Origin of the sequence: Gordonia iterans (genome assembly GCF_002993285.1) — a bacterium.
GTDB classification, from domain to species: domain Bacteria; phylum Actinomycetota; class Actinomycetes; order Mycobacteriales; family Mycobacteriaceae; genus Gordonia; species Gordonia iterans.
This window is the reverse complement of sequence record NZ_CP027433.1, coordinates 2375785-2393320: the sequence shown is the minus strand read 5'-3', so window position 1 is coordinate 2393320 and position 17536 is coordinate 2375785. Positions and strand designations below refer to the sequence as shown.

At 62.2% G+C, this 17536-nt stretch carries 13 protein-coding genes and 5 pseudogenes; 9 read left to right on the top strand and 9 right to left on the bottom strand.

Annotation, left to right across the window (positions count from 1 at the left end):
* Positions 1-758: 758 nt before the first annotated feature.
* Both C6V83_RS10990 and C6V83_RS10985 read right to left on the bottom strand, forming a co-directional pair.
* Positions 759-1766, bottom strand: coding sequence for an ATP-binding protein (locus C6V83_RS10990; protein WP_159067502.1), 1008 nt, complete (start codon positions 1764-1766; stop codon positions 759-761).
* 28 nt (positions 1767-1794) lie between these two features.
* Positions 1795-3150 carry a Mu transposase C-terminal domain-containing protein gene (locus tag C6V83_RS10985; RefSeq protein WP_159067501.1) on the bottom strand — a complete coding sequence of 452 codons (1356 nt, stop codon included), beginning with the start codon at positions 3148-3150 and terminating at the stop codon, positions 1795-1797.
* A gap of 237 nt (positions 3151-3387) precedes the next feature.
* Between C6V83_RS10985 and C6V83_RS10980 the strand changes: the two genes are divergently transcribed.
* Positions 3388-3726: a hypothetical protein gene (locus C6V83_RS10980; protein WP_159067500.1), complete on the top strand. Its 339-nt coding sequence runs from the start codon at positions 3388-3390 to the stop codon at positions 3724-3726.
* Positions 3727-3797: 71 nt separating this feature from the next.
* Here C6V83_RS10980 and C6V83_RS10975 read toward each other — a convergent pair whose 3' ends face one another.
* Positions 3798-4583 carry a TnsA-like heteromeric transposase endonuclease subunit gene (locus C6V83_RS10975; protein WP_105942424.1) on the bottom strand — a complete coding sequence of 262 codons (786 nt, stop codon included), beginning with the start codon at positions 4581-4583 and terminating at the stop codon, positions 3798-3800.
* Between the two features lie 566 nt (positions 4584-5149).
* Between C6V83_RS10975 and C6V83_RS18735 the strand changes: the two are divergent.
* The 6 genes and pseudogenes from C6V83_RS18735 to C6V83_RS10945 all read left to right on the top strand — a co-directional run.
* Positions 5150-5347 (top strand): annotated as a pseudogene (locus C6V83_RS18735) (site-specific integrase); the annotation flags it as partial.
* 51 nt (positions 5348-5398) lie between these two features.
* Positions 5399-6457 carry an IS630 family transposase gene (locus tag C6V83_RS10965; protein WP_105942423.1) on the top strand — a complete coding sequence of 353 codons (1059 nt, stop codon included), beginning with the start codon at positions 5399-5401 and terminating at the stop codon, positions 6455-6457.
* Between the two features lie 12 nt (positions 6458-6469).
* Positions 6470-7117: pseudogene (locus C6V83_RS10960) on the top strand (tyrosine-type recombinase/integrase); the annotation flags it as partial.
* Positions 7114-7449 (top strand): helix-turn-helix domain-containing protein, encoded by a 336-nt coding sequence (locus C6V83_RS10955; protein ID WP_005943417.1) that lies wholly within the window; start codon positions 7114-7116, stop codon positions 7447-7449. The pseudogene C6V83_RS10960 and the gene C6V83_RS10955, both read left to right, overlap by 4 nt.
* A gap of 279 nt (positions 7450-7728) precedes the next feature.
* Positions 7729-8970: a recombinase XerD gene (locus tag C6V83_RS10950; RefSeq protein WP_325027275.1), complete on the top strand. Its 1242-nt coding sequence runs from the start codon at positions 7729-7731 to the stop codon at positions 8968-8970.
* A 150-nt stretch (positions 8971-9120) separates the two neighbouring features.
* Positions 9121-10470, top strand: coding sequence for an ISL3 family transposase (locus tag C6V83_RS10945; RefSeq protein WP_407646279.1), 1350 nt, complete (start codon positions 9121-9123; stop codon positions 10468-10470).
* Positions 10471-10566: 96 nt separating this feature from the next.
* Here the strand turns inward: C6V83_RS10945 and C6V83_RS19010 are convergent.
* The 3 genes and pseudogenes from C6V83_RS19010 to C6V83_RS10930 form a co-directional block, all read right to left on the bottom strand.
* A pseudogene (locus C6V83_RS19010) lies at positions 10567-10800 on the bottom strand (transposase); the annotation flags it as partial.
* Between the two features lie 295 nt (positions 10801-11095).
* Positions 11096-11350, bottom strand: coding sequence for an IS3 family transposase (locus tag C6V83_RS10935; protein ID WP_005943414.1), 255 nt, complete (start codon positions 11348-11350; stop codon positions 11096-11098).
* Positions 11351-11622: 272 nt separating this feature from the next.
* A complete protein-coding gene (locus C6V83_RS10930) occupies positions 11623-12336 on the bottom strand; it encodes a TetR/AcrR family transcriptional regulator (RefSeq protein WP_105942421.1) in 714 nt (237 codons plus the stop codon).
* Between the two features lie 90 nt (positions 12337-12426).
* Between C6V83_RS10930 and C6V83_RS10925 the strand changes: the two genes are divergently transcribed.
* Positions 12427-13998 carry an MFS transporter gene (locus C6V83_RS10925; protein ID WP_005943412.1) on the top strand — a complete coding sequence of 524 codons (1572 nt, stop codon included), beginning with the start codon at positions 12427-12429 and terminating at the stop codon, positions 13996-13998.
* Positions 13999-14141: 143 nt separating this feature from the next.
* Here the strand turns inward: C6V83_RS10925 and C6V83_RS10920 are convergent, their stop codons facing one another.
* The 3 genes and pseudogenes from C6V83_RS10920 to C6V83_RS10910 all read right to left on the bottom strand — a co-directional run.
* Complete coding sequence (locus tag C6V83_RS10920; protein ID WP_105942420.1) at positions 14142-14942, bottom strand: recombinase family protein; 801 nt, start codon at positions 14940-14942, stop codon at positions 14142-14144.
* A 133-nt stretch (positions 14943-15075) separates the two neighbouring features.
* Positions 15076-15459: pseudogene (locus C6V83_RS10915) on the bottom strand (transposase family protein); the annotation flags it as partial.
* A gap of 405 nt (positions 15460-15864) precedes the next feature.
* Positions 15865-16269: pseudogene (locus C6V83_RS10910) on the bottom strand (STAS domain-containing protein); the annotation flags it as partial.
* 87 nt (positions 16270-16356) lie between these two features.
* On the opposite strand from C6V83_RS10910, the gene C6V83_RS10905 reads away from it, so the two are divergent.
* Positions 16357-17504 (top strand): IS3 family transposase gene (locus tag C6V83_RS10905; RefSeq protein WP_105943874.1). Its coding sequence is split into 2 segments (ribosomal slippage): positions 16357-16624 and positions 16624-17504, totalling 1149 coding nucleotides; the frame shifts between segments, so codons are not numbered across the junction.
* Positions 17505-17536: the final 32 nt, after the last annotated feature.

Sequence of the window (17536 nt, the reverse complement as noted above, 5' to 3'; positions counted from 1 at the left end):
GATGCCGTTGACCGAGTGTGTCGATTGAACCGGAGCGAGTCGGCATCGAAGACCACTGCGAAACTCGGCGCCTTCCTCTGCTCGATGCCAGAACTGCCTCGCTGTTTGCGGCTGAAAGTGCAGGCGTGTGAACCGGGTCGCCCACTTCAGAACTTCGACGTAGGTCTGATATCTGTCAACGAGCGCATCGGGGTCTAATGGCATCGGCGGGGCCGTGCGACCCAGATTGGAGTGTCGAATAAATGATTCAGCTATCATCTCAAGTGAATTGCCAGGCATTACCCGTGCGTAGACCGTCTTCCGCATGTGTCGCTCTACCTTGTGGATGGTGCGCGGGACATCTCTGGGTGGGTCGCTGTGGTTGATGCCGAGCCAACGATAGTGTTTGAGGCAGGTCATATATCGGTGGTGATTGTAGGTTTCGAAGGGCAGTCCCGAGCAACACTTGGCGCAGCCTTGCCTGGTGGTTGGGTTGGGACTGAATGCGTGCGAAATAGTAGTAGGACGGCCCATCGACCGTATGAAATCGGATTCGAAGTGCGTCGGAGGGGGTCCGCCGAGCTCCTCGATTACTCGACCGAGTTCACCCGCATACTTCGTGACCGTGCGGCGTCTTCGAGCGCAACTGAGAACGTACTCCATGTCAATAACATTGGCCTCGCAGAGTCTCCGGAGGTACGACTCCGGTGTCTCATATTGCATCGGCCGTGGCCGGACGAGTTGTTCCTCGAAGTGGTTCACGGACGAGCTTGCGGTGTTCATGCAGGCTTCTTCTTGCAGGCCGCAGGTTGGCGCTGCGCCGTACTGTTGGCGGCAATTCCCAAGTGGCGATCGGTCAACTCTTCTTGGCTCTTCGTGGATTCCTTCTCTTCGAGCATGGTGAGCATCGCGAATCCCAGCACTCGCCGCAGTGCACCGATCCGTCCGCCAGTGATGGCATGCAGCCCATCGGCATATTCGCTGAGGTCAGGTGGGCCGTCGACCAGGCTCATCTGAGTCGCGAACGCCTTCACCAGGCGAGCCCACGACCTGCGAGATCCTTCGGAGGCGTAGTCGAATGGCGAATGCCGGTGCGTCTCTCCTCGCGCCATTAGCTGCTCAGCAGCGCGGCTCCCAAGATGGACATCGAGATCGATGCCCGCGAGCACGGTGACGACCCCTGTGTTGTTAATGATCGCTTTGACCGTATTGATCGCATCATCGCCGCGGCGTCCGTCGAGTTGCACAGCATGGAACTCATCGACTATGAGCAGTGATGTCCTCCGTTGAGCGATCACTTCTGACGCCTGACGCACAAGCACCTGGTGCGAGTCTCGCTGCCGGTATGGGACAGCAAAGAAGTCGAGGAGTGAAGTCGCTACGCCCTTCGGGGTCGCGCCCGGAGCCATCTCGATCAACGCGACCGGAACATGTCCGTCCTCGCGGAACGCTGAGTACCGGCGATATGCTCGAGCCTCGGCTTCCTTTGCGAGCTGGAGCAGTGAGGTGGACTTGCCGACATTTGCCGGACCGGTGAGGACACATACCCCCTGACTTCCAATTGCTTCAAGATCCCTCATGGCAAGGTATGCGCGGACACTGCGAAGAAGTGATGTTGTCGCTTCGTTGGACAGAGTGAATCCGGAACCGAACCACCGGACTCTGCGTGCGTCGTACATTTCGCGCTCGGCATCGGGCAACTGCTCGTACTCCTCACGGGAGTGCGCCTCGGGCTCGTCGACGACTCGATCGATCCGGCGGCGCATGCCCACGAGGGTGTTCTTCACCGACGTCCGAGCGTCGGAAGTGCTTGGTCTAGTCATTCCAAAACCGATCGCTCGGGCGGACCACGACGAAGTCGTCGACATCTTCATCTAGAATGTCCGGGTCGGGTGGGGGAGGATCCTTAATTGTTGCTGGCCTCGGGTCTGAATCGTCCTGGCGCCGAGCTTTGACAGACTCGTCGCGAACCGCTTTCCGGGGCTTACGACCCTTCCGCGCTTGCGCTGCCGTCTTCTCCAACTGCTCAGCGGCCCACTCTGATGATGCCGGCGGCGAATCTTGCGCTGCGTTCCGCAGGAGTCTCAATCCCGATGCGAAGGGGTAATGTGACCGCTGGTACGAGTCCGAGATGCATTCGATCCAGTTGTCGTCCTCGGGGTGCTGAATCCAAACTCGATCTATGTCATATGGATCTTTGCGTATGACCCACTTCCCGTCTCTCGATGGCGGTGTCATTTTTCTGAACTCAGAGAGGACGTCGTTCCAATATGTCAGTCGATCGATCTGGATTCCATTGTTCTGGATGGTCCGGCGATACGCTGGCATGAGGCTTATGAAGGTCGCTTCGTCGATTGGCACAGGGACACCCGCGCCGGCGTCGAAAAGTGCCGTGTACATCTGATTCGGGCTATAGCATCGTCCGGGTACGTCACGGTCGCGGAGTTCGGAGTGGGGAGTACGCTGATACACGCGGACCCACCATTCCTCGAATGACTCGCGCAGCTCGCGAAGAGTAAGGAGGTCAGCTCGATCGGCGTGTCGACCTCGATTAGCAACGCTATTGCCGATATACCCGGGGAGCTTCTGCATCCAGGACGTCTCGATCGTTCCCATCAGGCGCTCGACGTGGCCTTTATAGGTTGGGGAGTGGGGAGGGGCCGCGATTACCCCGATCCCAAAGTGACGGCACGCTGAGACGAAGGTCTCAGAAAGGTAGTCTCTTCCTCGATCGGTGGTGATCGTCTCGGGGACGATATACGGAACGGCGATGGCTTCGGACTGTCTGTCATCACACGCCTGCATCGCCTGGTACGGGAGATCACCGGCGTCCGAGAGGTTCATGTTCGTGGTGCCGGGGCGGGACTTCCGCGGACGGAGAATTCTGGCGAGAAGATCAGCGTGTTCGACGCCAGTGGCTCCCACCGGGACGATGTCGAAACCTAGAATCGATCGCGTCGCCACGTCCAGGGCAACCGTTAGGTGTGCGCGGGCGGGCTTACCATCGGGCATGAGAGCCAGAACGTTCACTGGTGTCGAGTCGATCTCGACAAATTCTCCGGGACTTGTCGCGGACACGGGCTGTGGTCCACGGTCGTGGCGGTTCGATTCAGAGCGGCGCGTACTGGCTTTTCCGACCGCGAGTTTCCGCCGGTCGTACGCGTCGATCAATCGACGCATAGTGCGCACAGAAGGCATCTCCGGAGAATCTTTGCGATAGCGCACGGCGAGTCGTGCACGAATCTTATCGATCAAAGTAGTGATCGACACCGTGGAGTCGGACATCGTTCCGGCGAGCACAGCAAGGGTAGCCTCCAGAACTCGTTCATCGACTACCGGAACGCCGGGAGTTGTAGCTGTAGTTCGCTGATCGACGAGGGCGTGCACCCCTGAGCTACGATATGCTGCTTGTTTCCGTTGAATACTTCGAACAGAGACCTTCTGGTAACCGGCTGCGTGGAGTTCTTCGACCTTGAGGCGTTCTCGCTCAGCTTTCGTTGTACCAAGCTCGTAGCCTTTGCGTGGTACTGCGTGAGGATCGTCGGGGTCAGTCACACCAAACTCGACTTCATTGAGGTGCGGAACCCACCATCGGGCGGCGCTGAGCGCATCATCGTCAACCGGTACGGTAGCGGCGACGGATTGAGCGCCGCCGCTCGCACTGGAATTAACCACTGCGGGCCGGATTTCGTCGGCGAGAGTGAGAAGATCGACCCACACGGATTGCTCATCGCACAAGCGACGTAGGAGCGTGGCCGGCGGACTGACCCCAGCGACTATATACTCCTCGTCATTCCACACGACAAGGTCACCTAGATTTACGTACAGCACGACTTCTCCTCGCTCGCTGATGCGGTGGTAAGAATCGAGTCAAAGTCCAGACGAGCAGTCAGGTCGGTGATCAATGTGCGATGCCAGAGCAAGTGCCTGATGAAAGGCATCGCGAGAGCAGGAAATCGGCGATTGATCATTTCGCGCCCCTCCTGAACGGTCCGTCCGCCGACGAACACGTCGTGGATTCGCTCGACTATCTCGGCTGGCGGATGACAGCGGAGATGCCGTGACGAAGCCAGGAACTTGAGATTCAAGCTCAATACCGGGGCTGGTTCGTTGAGCACTACGTGTCGCCAGCCAACGGCCTCGCACACACGAGCGGTCTCATTGAACTGCACTTGTGTGCGGTGGTTCATCCGAGCGCTGGGTTTCACGTCGTACACGACTTGATCACCGTTGTAGTGAATCGCAAAGAAGTCAGGATCGTGCCACACCTGCTCGGATTCTGTGCGGAACAGTAGCCGAAACGGTTGCGCGCAGATCCGCTGCACATCACCAGATTGGTCTAATACAGCAAGGCACGAGGCCTCAAGAGCGCTCTCGTACCATACGTGTGTTCCGGTCGTCTGCCAGAAGTAGAGTCCGTGCCGGTTCAGGCGGTTCTGCCATTGCCCGCCCTGCCTGATTGGGTCGCCGTCGATAATCGGGATCCTGACGACCTTGCGGTCAGCTGCGTGCATCTGCATCTGACCGCGGCTGCGCCATTGTAGGCAATCGCGGCCTGAGGGCGTCCGAGACGCCAGGGTGGCACCAACCTCAACATCGCTCATGTGACTACCATCTCATCCGCCTACGACAATCTCGGTCTTGGATGTAAATCACCTCCGGTGGTTGACCCTGGTCTGCGGTCGGGCCGAACAAGGCGATACCGAGGTCCGCATGAGCCTCCAGACGTTCAGACCGGTCCACAGAACGTTGGCAGTTCCGGGGTCTCGGCGAGCGAATCGCGCAACCGAACTGCTGCCGCTATTTCGTCACAGTGACGTTGAAGGTGGAAGTGATTTCTGGATCCGACGCGAGGGGCCGGAGGGTTGGGCGGTCGGCCTTGTCGGCCGTGCGCGCTGAGATCGAGTTCGCCAAGTAGGGCGCGCTGGCATCGAATCCGCCAAGTAGTTGGCAGATTTCGCCAGATAGTTTGGCAATTCGCCAACTAGGCTGGCAAATCACAGTGTCACTCGGCACGATGTTGGTTGAACCCGTCCTAGTTATAAGCCGATAAGCCGATAAGATACATTATGTCAACTAAACCACTGCGTATTGCAACCGATGAATCACGAGCCTGTCTCCGACGAACTTGCGGAAACCTCAGTCGTGACCTGCAATGATACTCAAACGCGCGACGTTGCGCGGTTACCAGAACTCGCTGCGCGCCTTCACCTCGTACGTGAGCAACCCAGACTATGGCTGGGATCTCGTGTGCGAGAAGCATTTCGGCACACATCCTGCGCAGGTCTTCTTCGACTGGAACACTGCTCGTCACGTCCAAGAAGACGACAGTCAACCGCAACGCCGGCCCTACAGTCGCGAAGAGCTAGTGTCGCGTGTCGTTAATTCATAAACGCTTTGGTGGGTGGGAGAATGGGGTATGGCGAATGCACCTGCTCCGGCTATTGCGCTTCGTGATGGCGATGATGTTGAACTCGACAGGATCTTGCGGTCGACGACGGCCTCGGCTGGTCTGGTGAAACGAGCTCGTATCGTTTCCCTTGCTGCGCAGGGGGTGTCGAACGCGCGGATTCGGGAGTTGACCGGGGCGTCGAGTGCGACGGTGGTCAAGTGGCGGGCCCGGTATCTGCACGACGGGATCGCGGGGCTGGCCGATACCGCCCGTCCGGGTCGTCCCCGCCGGGTCGATCACGCCGACATCGTTGCGGCCACCCTGACGCCGCCGCCGAAGAAGTACGGCATCACGCACTGGTCCTCACGGCTGCTGGCACGACATTTGAAGATCGGGAACGCCACGGTCTCACGCGCCTGGCGCGAGTACGGAGTCCAGCCCTGGCGGGCCGGGACGTTCAAGTACTCCACCGATCCCGAGCTGGTTGCCAAAGTGACCGACGTGGTCGGCCTGTACCTGGCGCCGCCGGAGAACGCGATCGTGCTCAGCGTGGACGAGAAGTCCCAGATCCAGGCCCTGGACCGGACCGCGCCGATGCTGCCCATGCAGCCCGGGCAGATCGAACGCCGCACCCACGACTACAAACGCCACGACACCACCACCCTGTTCGCCGCCCTGGAGATCGCCACCGGGCAGGTCACCGCCGCAGTCAAGCCGCGCCACCGCCACCAGGAGTTCCTGGCGTTCCTGCGGCAACTGGATCGCACCTACCCCGACCAGGAACTGCACTTGGTCATGGACAACTACGCCACCCACAAGACCCCTGAAGTGAAAGACTGGCTCGCCCGACACAAGAACTTCCACGTCCACTTCACCCCGACCTCAGCGTCCTGGCTCAACCTCGTCGAAGTCTGGTTCGGCATCATCGACCGACAAGCCATCCGCCGCGGGATCTTCACCTCAGTCAAAGACCTCAACACCAAAATCCGCGCCTTCATCACCGGCTGGAACGACCGCAAACACCCCTTCGTCTGGACCAAGACCGCCGACGAAATCCTGACGAAAGCCCAACCGGCTAGGAATTAATGAAACGCGACACTAGACGCATTGTTTGATCATGCCGACGACGAGGTCGAACGGATCGGCACGACGAGCCGCAAAGGCTGGCAAGCGGCCTACCGCGATGCGACGATGATGAAACTTGCCTACGCGTACGGACTTCGGTTCAACGAGCTAAGCCACCTGCAGACGATTGACTTCGCCCGCAATCCGCATGCTCCCGAGTTCGGAAAGTTCGGGGTGTGCAAAGTCCGATTCGGTAAGGCGCGCCGCGGCTCGCCGCCGAAAGGGCGATCGGTGCTCACAGTCTGGCGCTGGACGCCGCCGATCATCGAGGATTGGCTCGCCAACGGCCGCGGAGATCCAGGCACTCTGGACCTGTTCACCAGCGAACGCGGGGGCCTAGTCGGCGAGACCACACTGCTGAAGCGGCTTAAGCGTTACCGGAAGGACCTCGGCATCCCCGACGGCGTCGACCTCCATTCATTCCGTCGAAGCTACGCCACTCACCTACTCGAGGCCGGATGGGACCCGCGGTTCGTACAGGATCAGATGGGCCACGAGCACGCATCGACGACCGGGATCTATCAGTTCACCTCGGACGAGTTTCGGCGATCGTCACTCCGCGCAGTACTTGATCGAACGGTTGACAACGCACTGGAACTCGGCGCTAGGAGGAACACATGACCAGACGCGACGTCGACTACACCTGGCGCCTTGCCGAACTGATGGCCGCGCGAGGGCTGAACAACACTACAGACCTCGTTCCCTTGCTTGCCGAACGAGGAATTGCGCTCTCACGTCCCCAGGTCTATCGGCTCGTCAACCAGCGCCCCGAACGCGTCTCCTTGCAACTCATTGCTGCTGTCTGCGACATCTTCAGCTGCAGCCCAGGTGACCTGCTTACGGTCACCGCAGCCGACGCGAGGCACAAGAAGGCGGTCAACGCCTCTCCCCCGAATGTCGTCACGCTCGACCGAAGCACGCGGCCGCGACGAGCGAACATCCTTGACGAGTAGACCCGGCGGTGAGGAATGACAATGGAACCCGAAGGGCTGAACCCGCGTAACACCGTTCGCGGACGCCCTCGCAAGACATACGGTACGCGGGATTGCGCCCGCTGTGGCAAACCACTGCGCCGAGTCCAGGCGACCTGGCCCGAAGGTAGAGTCTGCTTTCCCTGCTGGTTTGTTGCGATCCACACACGGGGAGAATGCCCACGCTGTGGCGTTGACCGGCTACTCCCCGGTCCAGCTGATGAGAACGGACGAAACGTCTGCGGGCCATGCGCTGGAATCGTGGACGACTTCCATTGCGGCCGCTGTGGTGCCGAAGCCGGGCACCATCGCAAGAATCTCTGCGCACGCTGCGCACTCCGCGACGACCTGCACGTCCTGCTCGGCGGCGTCCCGGCCGATCCGACCCTCGCCGGGCTCGTCGATGCCCTCTGCTCGGCCGAGCGGCCAGAATCCATCCTCATCTGGAAACGATCACCGAAAGTGCAACAGTTCCTCCGCTCGCTCGGCGACGGCTCCATTGCGCCGACCCATGAAGGCTTGGACAGCCACCCCGGGCGCGTCACCGAACACCTCCGCGCACTCATGCAGCACAACGGACTGCTGCCGCAGCGTGATCCGTGGCTCCCCGTGTTCGAGCAATGGATTGAGGCCAAACTTGCGGATCTGCCGATCGAAGTGCGACGCCCGGTGGAGCGATTCGCCACCTGGCATCACCTGCGCCGAATACGTGAGATTGAGCTAGTTGGCGGCCAGACTCGGCCCTCGATTCGCTGGTCGAAGCAGGAGATCACCGAGACCGCGAAGTTTCTGCTCTGGCTTCACCAAGCGTATGGGCGCACGGCCGCGGAATGCACAAAAGGTGACATCGATGAATGGATTGCCGGCGGTCCGACGACCCGAACCGCGATCCGCACATTCGTCGTGACAACACTGCCCGCGTTCACGGGAAGAACGATCGCGATGGACCACCGCACAGCCAGATCGACGCCGACAATATCGCAGGATCAGCGTCTCTCCTGGATACGGGAACTCTTAGCTGGCACGAGCGAGTCACTCCCGTATCGGGTCGCCGGTATCCTAATCCTCCTCTACGCCCAACCGCTGAACCGAATTGCGGCCCTGCGCACAGACGCTGTCGACGATACTCAGCACGGCCCGATGACGATCACCTTCGGCAAGCACCCCGTCGACGTGCCCGAACCATTCGCCGCACTCCTTCGCGACCACCTCAGCAACCGACCGAACCTACGAACCGGGTCCAACTCGTCGAGCCCGTGGTTCTTCCCGGGCTACCACGCTGGTGACCACGTACATGTCGACACGATCATGCATCGCTTGCGCCAGCTCGGCCTCAGCAACCTTGGCGGCCGCAACCGATCTCTCGACGAACTCGTCGTCGAATGCCCGCCGCCGATCGTCGCCGATGCAGTCAACTACAGCTGCCAAGTCGCCACGAAGCACGCAGCGAACGCCGGCGAATCGTGGGCCCGCTACACCGGCCGACGAATCCGGGAGCCTTAGGCAATTCACCAACCGTGGCGGGTCTGAAGATTGTGGCGCGCGTGACGGTCGACGGATTGCTGCCGTCAACCCGGCTCTTCGAACTTAATCGGGCAGTCCCTGGTCAGAGCTGCGGCGTGTCGTTGACGTGAAGGGCCCCTGACCTTCGTGATTCTGGATGTTGCGAAGCATTCAAGAAGCGAAGGAGCAGGGGCCGTGTCCGAGCCTACGTCGTTGTTGCTGGGTCTGGAAGGTGTGCAGGTCGTCTCGGTCTCGGTGGCGGCCGATCGCACCCGGATCGTTGATGTCGTGACCACTGATGAGCGGGCGGCATGCTGCCCCGACTGTGGGCAGAAGTCGTCGTCGGTGAAAGAGCGCACCGTCACCTGCCCGCGAGACATCGGATACGGGACTGATCCGATCCTGTTGCGGTGGAACAAGATCCGCTGGCGTTGCCGCAACACCGAGTGCCGACGGGTCACGTTCACCGAGGCCATCGACCAGGTTCGCGCGCGACGACGCACGACCGGCCGGCTGCGTGAACGGATCGGCCGCGCCATCGGCGACACGGCCCGGTCGGTGGTCGAGGTCGCCGCCGCCCACGGGGTGTCGTGGACGACTGCGCACACGGCGTTCTGCGAGGTCGCCGACCGCGAACTGCGTCCTCCGGAGCTGGTGACGGTGCTCGGGATCGATGAGACCCGCCGCGGCAAACCCCGCTGGGTCCGCGGCCAGGACGGCCGCTGGCGGCGGGTCGACCCGTGGGACACCGGATTCGTCGACCTGGCCGGTGATCAGGGGCTGCTCGGGCAGGCCACCGGCCGTACCAGTGCGGCGGTCGTCGACTGGCTGCGCGCGCAGTCCCCGAAGTTCCGGGACACGATCACCCATGTGGCGATCGATCCGTGCGCAGCCTATGCCGCGGCAGCAGCCGAGGTGTTGCCGAACGCGCAGTTGGTGGTCGATCATTTCCACCTGGTCAAGCTCGCCAATGACATGGTCACCACGGTGCGCAGGCGGGTCACCTGGGAACAACGCGGACGCCGGGGGCGGGCCGCCGACCCTGAATGGGCCAACCGGCGACGGCTGCTGACCGCCCGTGAACGTTTATCCGAACACGGCTACGCGAAAATGTGGAATGCGTTGCGCGCCAACGACCCCGGGAACGAGGTCCTGGCCGCCTACATCGTGAAAGAAGAACTCCGCGCCCTCCTCGGACTCGCTCGCAGGCGACCCGAGCGGCACGAGCTCCGTGACCGGCTCTACCGCTTCTACGACCTGTGCGCCGAGATCAACATGCCCGAGGTGAGCACGCTCGCCAGCACGATCGACACCTGGTGGCCGGCGATCCTGGCGTTCATCGACACCGGGATCACCAACGCCCGCACCGAAGGCCTCAACCGACTGGTCAAACAAGTCAAACGCGTCGCATGCGGCTTCCGAAACCTCACCAACTCACGCCGCCGGATACGATTCCACTGCACCCGCAAACAGCGGGCCCGCATCCAGTATCACTGCTGAGGTTGCCCGGTTAAGTTCGAAGAGCCGTCAACCCGGAGGGGCACTCACAAGCTGATCCGAGTGCTGGCCTCACCGATCAAACGGGCTCTTCCGGTTTCAGAGTGCATGGAGGTGTTCTGCCAGGCCGCCGGAGTGGATCAGTGACCGCAAGATGTAGTGGCGTAGGTTGCGGAATCCCAGGGCGATACCGCGGAGGTGTTCCAGGCGGCCGTTGATGGCTTCGACGGGTCCGTTGGATGCGCCGGTGTCGAAGTAGGCCAGAATCTCTGTTCGGCGGACCCACAAGGATCGGCCGAGCTGCGCTGCCTCGGCCAGCCCGGCCGGTAGGCCGACCAGGCCAACCGAACACGGCGTGCCGGCCTCGTTGAGGATCGCCGCGATCCGGCGGCACCCGGCCACCTGCCGCTGATCGGTGAACGCCTTGCCGATCTTTTCCTTGAGGGCTTCGCGGCGCGCCGCGGTCGCAGTCAGCGATCCCGCTCGCGTACGCCAGGCATAAAACGACGACCGCGGCACATTCAACTGATCACACATCCACGCGATCGGATAATTGGCCTTCTCCACCTCGATCAGGGCTGACTTCTCCTTCAGTCCTGCTCCCGGGCAAAGAAGGCTGCGGCTTTTTTTAGAAACTCGTTCTCCATTTGACCCGGCGGAGCTCTTCTTCTAATTCAGCCATACGGGCGTGATCGGCCGGGGTGAGTGATTTATCCGGCTCCGGATTATCTTGACGATACTTGTTCACCCAATTACCCAGAGTGCCGGCGTTGATACCCAACTCGGCGGCGACCGTGGCGATCGGCCGGTCCGACTGGACGACCAACTGAACCGCTTCTGCTTTGAACTGCGGACTGAACTTCCGCCGTGACCGTGCTGCCATGTCCTCGATCCTTCCTCACAAGGACTGTCCACGAACCTTGGTACACCCTCGACTGGCTGAAGCTCTGGAGTCAGCTTCGCGATCGCTTGCAGCAGCCTGACTAATCGGGAAGTCAAAACTGGACGGTAGAAGTTCCAGCCGCACTCAGACTGCAGCGGATGGCTCGCCGCCGCTCGCACCGAAACGACCGGGCTCTAGGGTTGCCTCGCCACCTCCCCGGCGACCTCGGCGATCGAGCGGTCACAACCCATCCGACAAGAAGAAGCCCCGATTTAGCGAGATCCGCCGGCGCCAGGGCGGTTCAGGTCGTGGATGGACTCGGCCGGGGTGGGTTTGTCTCCCTGCTTGCGGGCAGCAAGAAAATCATCAACGAGTTGCACGCATCCGTCGTGGTCGACGGTGCAGAGCCCAGTGAGGCGAGCGAACACGACGGGGCCGAGGAGTTGAACGATCGCGAAGGTGGTGTCGATGTTGCCGAGCTGTGCCTGTACGTCAGGATGTGTGAGGATGTGGTCAAAGGGCTGCCGGTATTCCTCGATGACTCGACTACGCAGTGAGGTGATCGCGGCCGAATCGGCAGGATCGCCGCCGACTGATCCGATTGACAGCCAAGCCAGAGTCGTAATGTTTAGCGGCGCCTGGTCAATCAGGTCGGCTTGGGCCGTGAGAAGCGCGATGAGTTGGTCGCGTACCGACCCACTGGTGGCAGAGACTTCGACGCGGGGCAACAGCCGCTCGAAGGTCGCCGCAAGCAACTGGGCGGTCCCGCCGAAATGCCGATAGAGCGTGGCCCGCGCAACCTTTGACATTCGAGTGACCGCCTCGACGGTAACCGCCTCTACACCGCCAGTGCTCAGGAGATGCGTGGCAGCGTCGAGCAATCGTTTTCGTGAGCGCAGCAGTCGCGGATCGAGCTGATCGTCGTCCGTAGCGGGCCGGTCAGCACTCCAGTCGTTCACGCTCTCCCCTTCGGCCGACGGTCGCATCTCGTCCAAGCTAACCTGTCCAGCCAGCCGGATACTGTGATACTACTTGTCTCAGACCAAGACCGGTCATCTCACAGCAAGGGGTCGGCGATGCACTCACCGCAACAGACCATCACCGAGTCATCCCGGTGGACCCGAGCCGAATGGTGGATGCTCACGGTGTCGTGCCTAGCCGTGGCGTTGGTGGTCGCGGCCATGGCCGCGCTGTACTCGGCATTACCGGAGATTGCGGTAGGGACTGGAGCGACGCAAGCCCAGCTGACCTGGATCGTCGACGGCTACACGCTGGTACTGGCGTGCCTGGTCCTGCCCGCTGGAGCGATCGGTGACCGCTATGGCAGACGCGCAGTTCTCGTAATAGGCCTGGCGATATTCACCATTGCGTCCGCACTTCCCCTGCTGCTGTCTGACCCGGCCTGGTTGATCGCTGCGCGAGCGATTGCCGGGGCGGGCGCTGCACTGGTAATGCCCTCGACGCTCTCGATTCTGACTGCTGGTTTCGCCGCCGTTCATCGCGGCCGAGCAGTAGGTGTGTGGGCTGGAGTCGCCGGCTCCGGAGCAGTGTTAGGCATCCTCGGCGCCGGGGTGTTGCTTGAGCGCTGGTCGTGGGTGTCGGTATTTGTCGGACTGACCGCAGCGGGAGCCCTACTGGCCGCGCTGGCATGCACGATCGCTGAGTCCAGCCAGCATGAGCACCCTCCCGTGGACTGGGTGGGCGCGGCGGCAGCTGCAGTCGCGGTTGCGGGAATCGTATTCGCCACGATCGAGTTTCCAGCGCGGGGCTGGGCCGACCCGATCGTTCTCGCCAGCGCCGGGGCCGGCATGTTGGCGACAGCCTTTTTTATCCTGATTGAGCTGCGATCCTCGGCCCCCTTGTTGGATGTTCGGTTGTTCGCCAAGCGCGGCTTCAGCGCCGGCTCGTTGTCGGTGGCCATCCAATTCTTGGTCACTTTCGGGGTATTCCTACTCCTGGTGCAGTACCTACAACTGATCCTGGGATACGGACCGCTGGCCTCGGCGTTGGGATTGGTGCCGATGACGGTCCCCCTGATCGTGATCTCGGTGATCGCCCCCCGACTGTCACAGCGATTTGGACTACGAGTGATGACCGTCGCCGGTCTGGTGACCATCGCAGTTGGCCTGATGCTGGTCAGCCGGATGACCGTCGACGCACGTTACCTCGACCTGCTATGGCCGCTGTTGATCATGAGCGCAGGGCTCGGACTATGCACAGCCCCAGCGACCTACGCGATCATCGCCGAAACTCCGGAGAGCAAACACGGGGTCGCCGCCGCAGTCAACGATGCGGCCCGCGAGATCGGCGCTGCGATGGGGATCGCAGTGGCCGGCAGTGTGCTGGCCGCCGGATACACCCGCCACATCCAACCCGCCCTGCCTCAGTTACCCGAACCTGCCCGCGGTCCGGTCTCCGACTCCCTGGCCGCCGCCCTAGAGATCGCCGCACAAGCCGGACCAATGGCGCAACCATTGGTCGACTACGCCAAAGAGGCATTTGTCAACGGCAGCAGTCAGGCCACACTTACGTTGGCAATCCTCACCGCCGCAGCCGCAGTCTTGCTAGCGATCCTTGCCCCGGGCACTGCTCCGCGTGACCACAAGACCAGTTCCACAGCACCGGCACACCGGGACAGCGTCGGATAGGTGGCCCGTCCGGCTTCCGGCTGCACTGACTCGTGCCTGGAGAAACTGCGCAAGGTCAGCAAGAACCGCGGTCCCTCCCGAGTGCCGAATCTCGGCGGTCGAGCTGCTGTGGCTAGCGATACCCACCATCTTCAGGGCGGGGGTCAGTGGCTGGTGCGTCCACGCCCGCCCGCTTCAACGCGCTGTAGTGCGCGGTAGAGCGTGGATCGGCCAACTCCGAGATTGCGGGCGATCACTGATGGCCCCTCCCCTGCCTCGATGCGGGCCCGGGCTTTGTCGACCTGCTCGGCGGTCAGGACTCGCTTACGACCCTTGTACTTGCCCTTCGCCTTAGCGATGGCAATGCCCTCGGCCTGACGTTCACAAATGATGGCCCGCTCGAACTCGGCGAACGCCCCGAGCAGCGAAAGCATCAGATCGGCTCGAGGATCTTGGGCGCCGGCGGCGTAGGTAGCCCGTTCATGGACAAACTCCACACTCGCGCCCTTGGCAGTGACCTCACCAACGATCTGCTTGAGATCGACCAGGGAACGAGCGAGTCTGTCCATTGACGCGACGACGAGCTCGTCACCGTCGCGCAGGTACCCGATGCACTCGGCGAGCTTCTCGCGATCGGCGCGCGAGCGCGCAGACTGCTTTTCGACATAGACCCGATCACACTCCCCCACCGCCTCGAGCTGACGCGCCTCACCCTGATCCGCAGCCGACACCCGCACATAGGCCACCCTCTGCCCGCGCGGACGCGAGGCCCGGCGAACCGACGTCGGATCCGGCTTTGGCTTCCCCTCGACGATGTTCTCCGAGTCCGTTGACTCCACCCGAAAGTTCCAGCCCAACTCGTCCCGGCGACGGAACCGAGTCCGCGCCTTCCCGCGGCTGACGATGAGCACCTCCTCGCCACTGTCACCCGAACGGCTCAGAAGCGTCCCAATCCGATCCGCCATTGAAGGCCCTCCCCGCATCCGGCGTATCAATACACCCTAGACCCGGAGAGACGACGTTTCATAACTTGGCTAACCCACCCTGCGCTACAGCGAGAACAGTGCAAGGCTCGCCGTCCCGCACGGGTGTACCCCAGGCTGTGACGCTCATCTTGTCGACGATCATCCGCCGCAACATCCAGGCCGTGGTGCGGCGGGTGACCTGGGTTCGTGGGGCAACGATGTCCCCGATATCGGCCCGGAAAATGCTTTGGTCGCAGGCGGTGCTCTCGCACCGGTAGCGCGGAACCTGCAGGTGCAGGCGGGTGGGGTGGCCCACGATCGGCAGGTCAGCGACCTCGCGGTGCACATGATCACGCAACCGTCCGGCCGCCCCGCAGCCTGGGCACCGATCATCCGGGGCAAGGAGTTCGCAGTAGAGATGGGTGCGGTCCTGCCCGTCGAGGGCTGCGCCGGTGATCGTCACTCCGAGGTCGATGGTGCGGCAAATGGTATCGGCGATCGCGGTATTCTCGGCCATGGGTCCTGTCGGTGTTCGTGGTGTGGGTGTCAGAACTTTCACCCTGACACCACAGGACCCACCTACCTCGCCACGACTCGCCGCCGGGCCCACCATGCGCAGCCCGTCCCGCCCCTACATGTAGTGGTAACCAGAACCGGTTCTACGCACCGTCAAACCGGAAGAGCCATCAAACGCTCGCCTACCGGATGGCAGGAGTGTCCTGGTACTCCTCTACGCACAACCGCTCAAGTGAGTTGCTGCCCTACATGCCGACGCCATGGGAAGACGGTGCGGATGCCAATGACCTCGCCCACCGATCGAACCTAAGGGCCAGCCACTGGCTGCGCGATCGCCGCTGCGGTGTGGCGCCCTCGCTACGCGGGGCACCGCATTAGAGAACCACGATGCGAGCGCCGTGCACGATCAGTGGCCGCTTCCGAGTCTGCCAGACATACGGTCCAACCGTTCGAGGCTCGCACCGTCGAGCCCGATGATGGTGAGGTTCTTGCCTTTCGCGGCGTACTTGTAGCGGATCGCGTCGAGAGTGGCGACAGTGGAGGCGTCCCAGATGTCGGCGTCGGAGAGGTCGATGGTGACGTTCTCCGGATCGTCAACGTAGTCGAACTGATACACGAGGTCGTTGCTGGAAGCGAAGAACAGTTCACCGGAAACGCGGTACACACGGGTGTCGATCGCACCGTCATGGTCAGTGTCGGCATCGGCGACCTTCTCGACGTTGGTCATGTGGGCAACGCGCCGGGCGAAGGCGACCATCGCGGTGAGCACGCCGACAATGACGCCGTAGGCCAGGTTGTGGGTGACTACTGTGACTGGCGTGTTCCCTCTAGATTGGTCCGCTCGGTACTGAGTCCGTGATCGCCCCCGAAGGCGGGGCGGGATAGGACAATGATCGGTATGGCTGGACGGAAGAGGCACTCGGCGGACGAGATCGTCCGCAAGCTGCGCAAGGCCGATGAGCTCGCTGCGGCGGGATCGACGGGCGAGGAGATCGCCGCCGAGTTGGAGGTGTCGGCGGCAACGCTCTACAACTGGCGACGCTCGTACGGCGGGATGGACCTGGACGCGGCGAAGGAGCTCAAGGACCTGCGGGAGCAGAACAACCGGCTCAAGCGGCTGCTCGCGGACGCGGAGTTGGAGAAGGACGCTCTGCGGGAGGTGGCTAAGGGAAAATTCTGAGCCCGGACGCCAAACGCGCCGCCGTCGACATGCTCAAGCGGGTCAAGGGCATGTCGGAACGGATGGCGTGCAAGACGGTCGGGCTCTCCCGCTCCACCTACCGCACCCCGAAAATCACTGACACACCACAGGATCCAGACGCGGAACTGCGGGGCTGGCTCCGTGATTACTCGACGAAACATCCCTGTCATGGGTTCCGCCGGGCGTGGGCGGCTTTGCGTCACGACGAGGGCCGGCAGATCAACCGCAAGAAGGTCCACCGGTTGTGGACCGACGAAGGGTTGCAGCGCAAGATCCGCTCCGCCCGTAAACGCGCCGGCGAGTCGTCCGCGCCCCCGTTCATCGAGGCGGATGCCCCGAAGGTGGTGTGGGCCATCGATTTCCAGTTCGATTCCACCATCGACGGGAAGGCAATCAAGATCGCGTCCGCGGTCGATGAGCACACCAAGCAGTCGGTGCTCAACATCGTCGAGCGTTCCGTCGACGCGCCGCGGCTCGTTCAAGAGCTGGAGAAGGCGTTTACCGCCGCGGGAGGGCCGCCGCAGGTGCTGCGACTCGACAACGGCCCGGAGTTCATCTCCCAGGTTCTCAGGGGCTTCTGCGACGGTCGGGTGGGCCTGGACTACATCCCACCAGGCACGCCGTGGAACAGCGGCACCGCCGAATCGTTCAACAGCCGGATGCGCCGCGAGCTGCTCAACCGCAACCACTGGACGTGCCTGCTCGAGGCACGGGTCGCGATCGCTGACTACAAGGAGGACCACAACACCCGACATCGGCATTCATCGCTGGGCTACCTCACGCCCGACGAGTACGCTGCCCAGTGCAGGCACACCCACACCCCGGTGGCCTGCGAGATCGACTGAAAGACGGAAATCACCCCCTGGACTCCAGGACG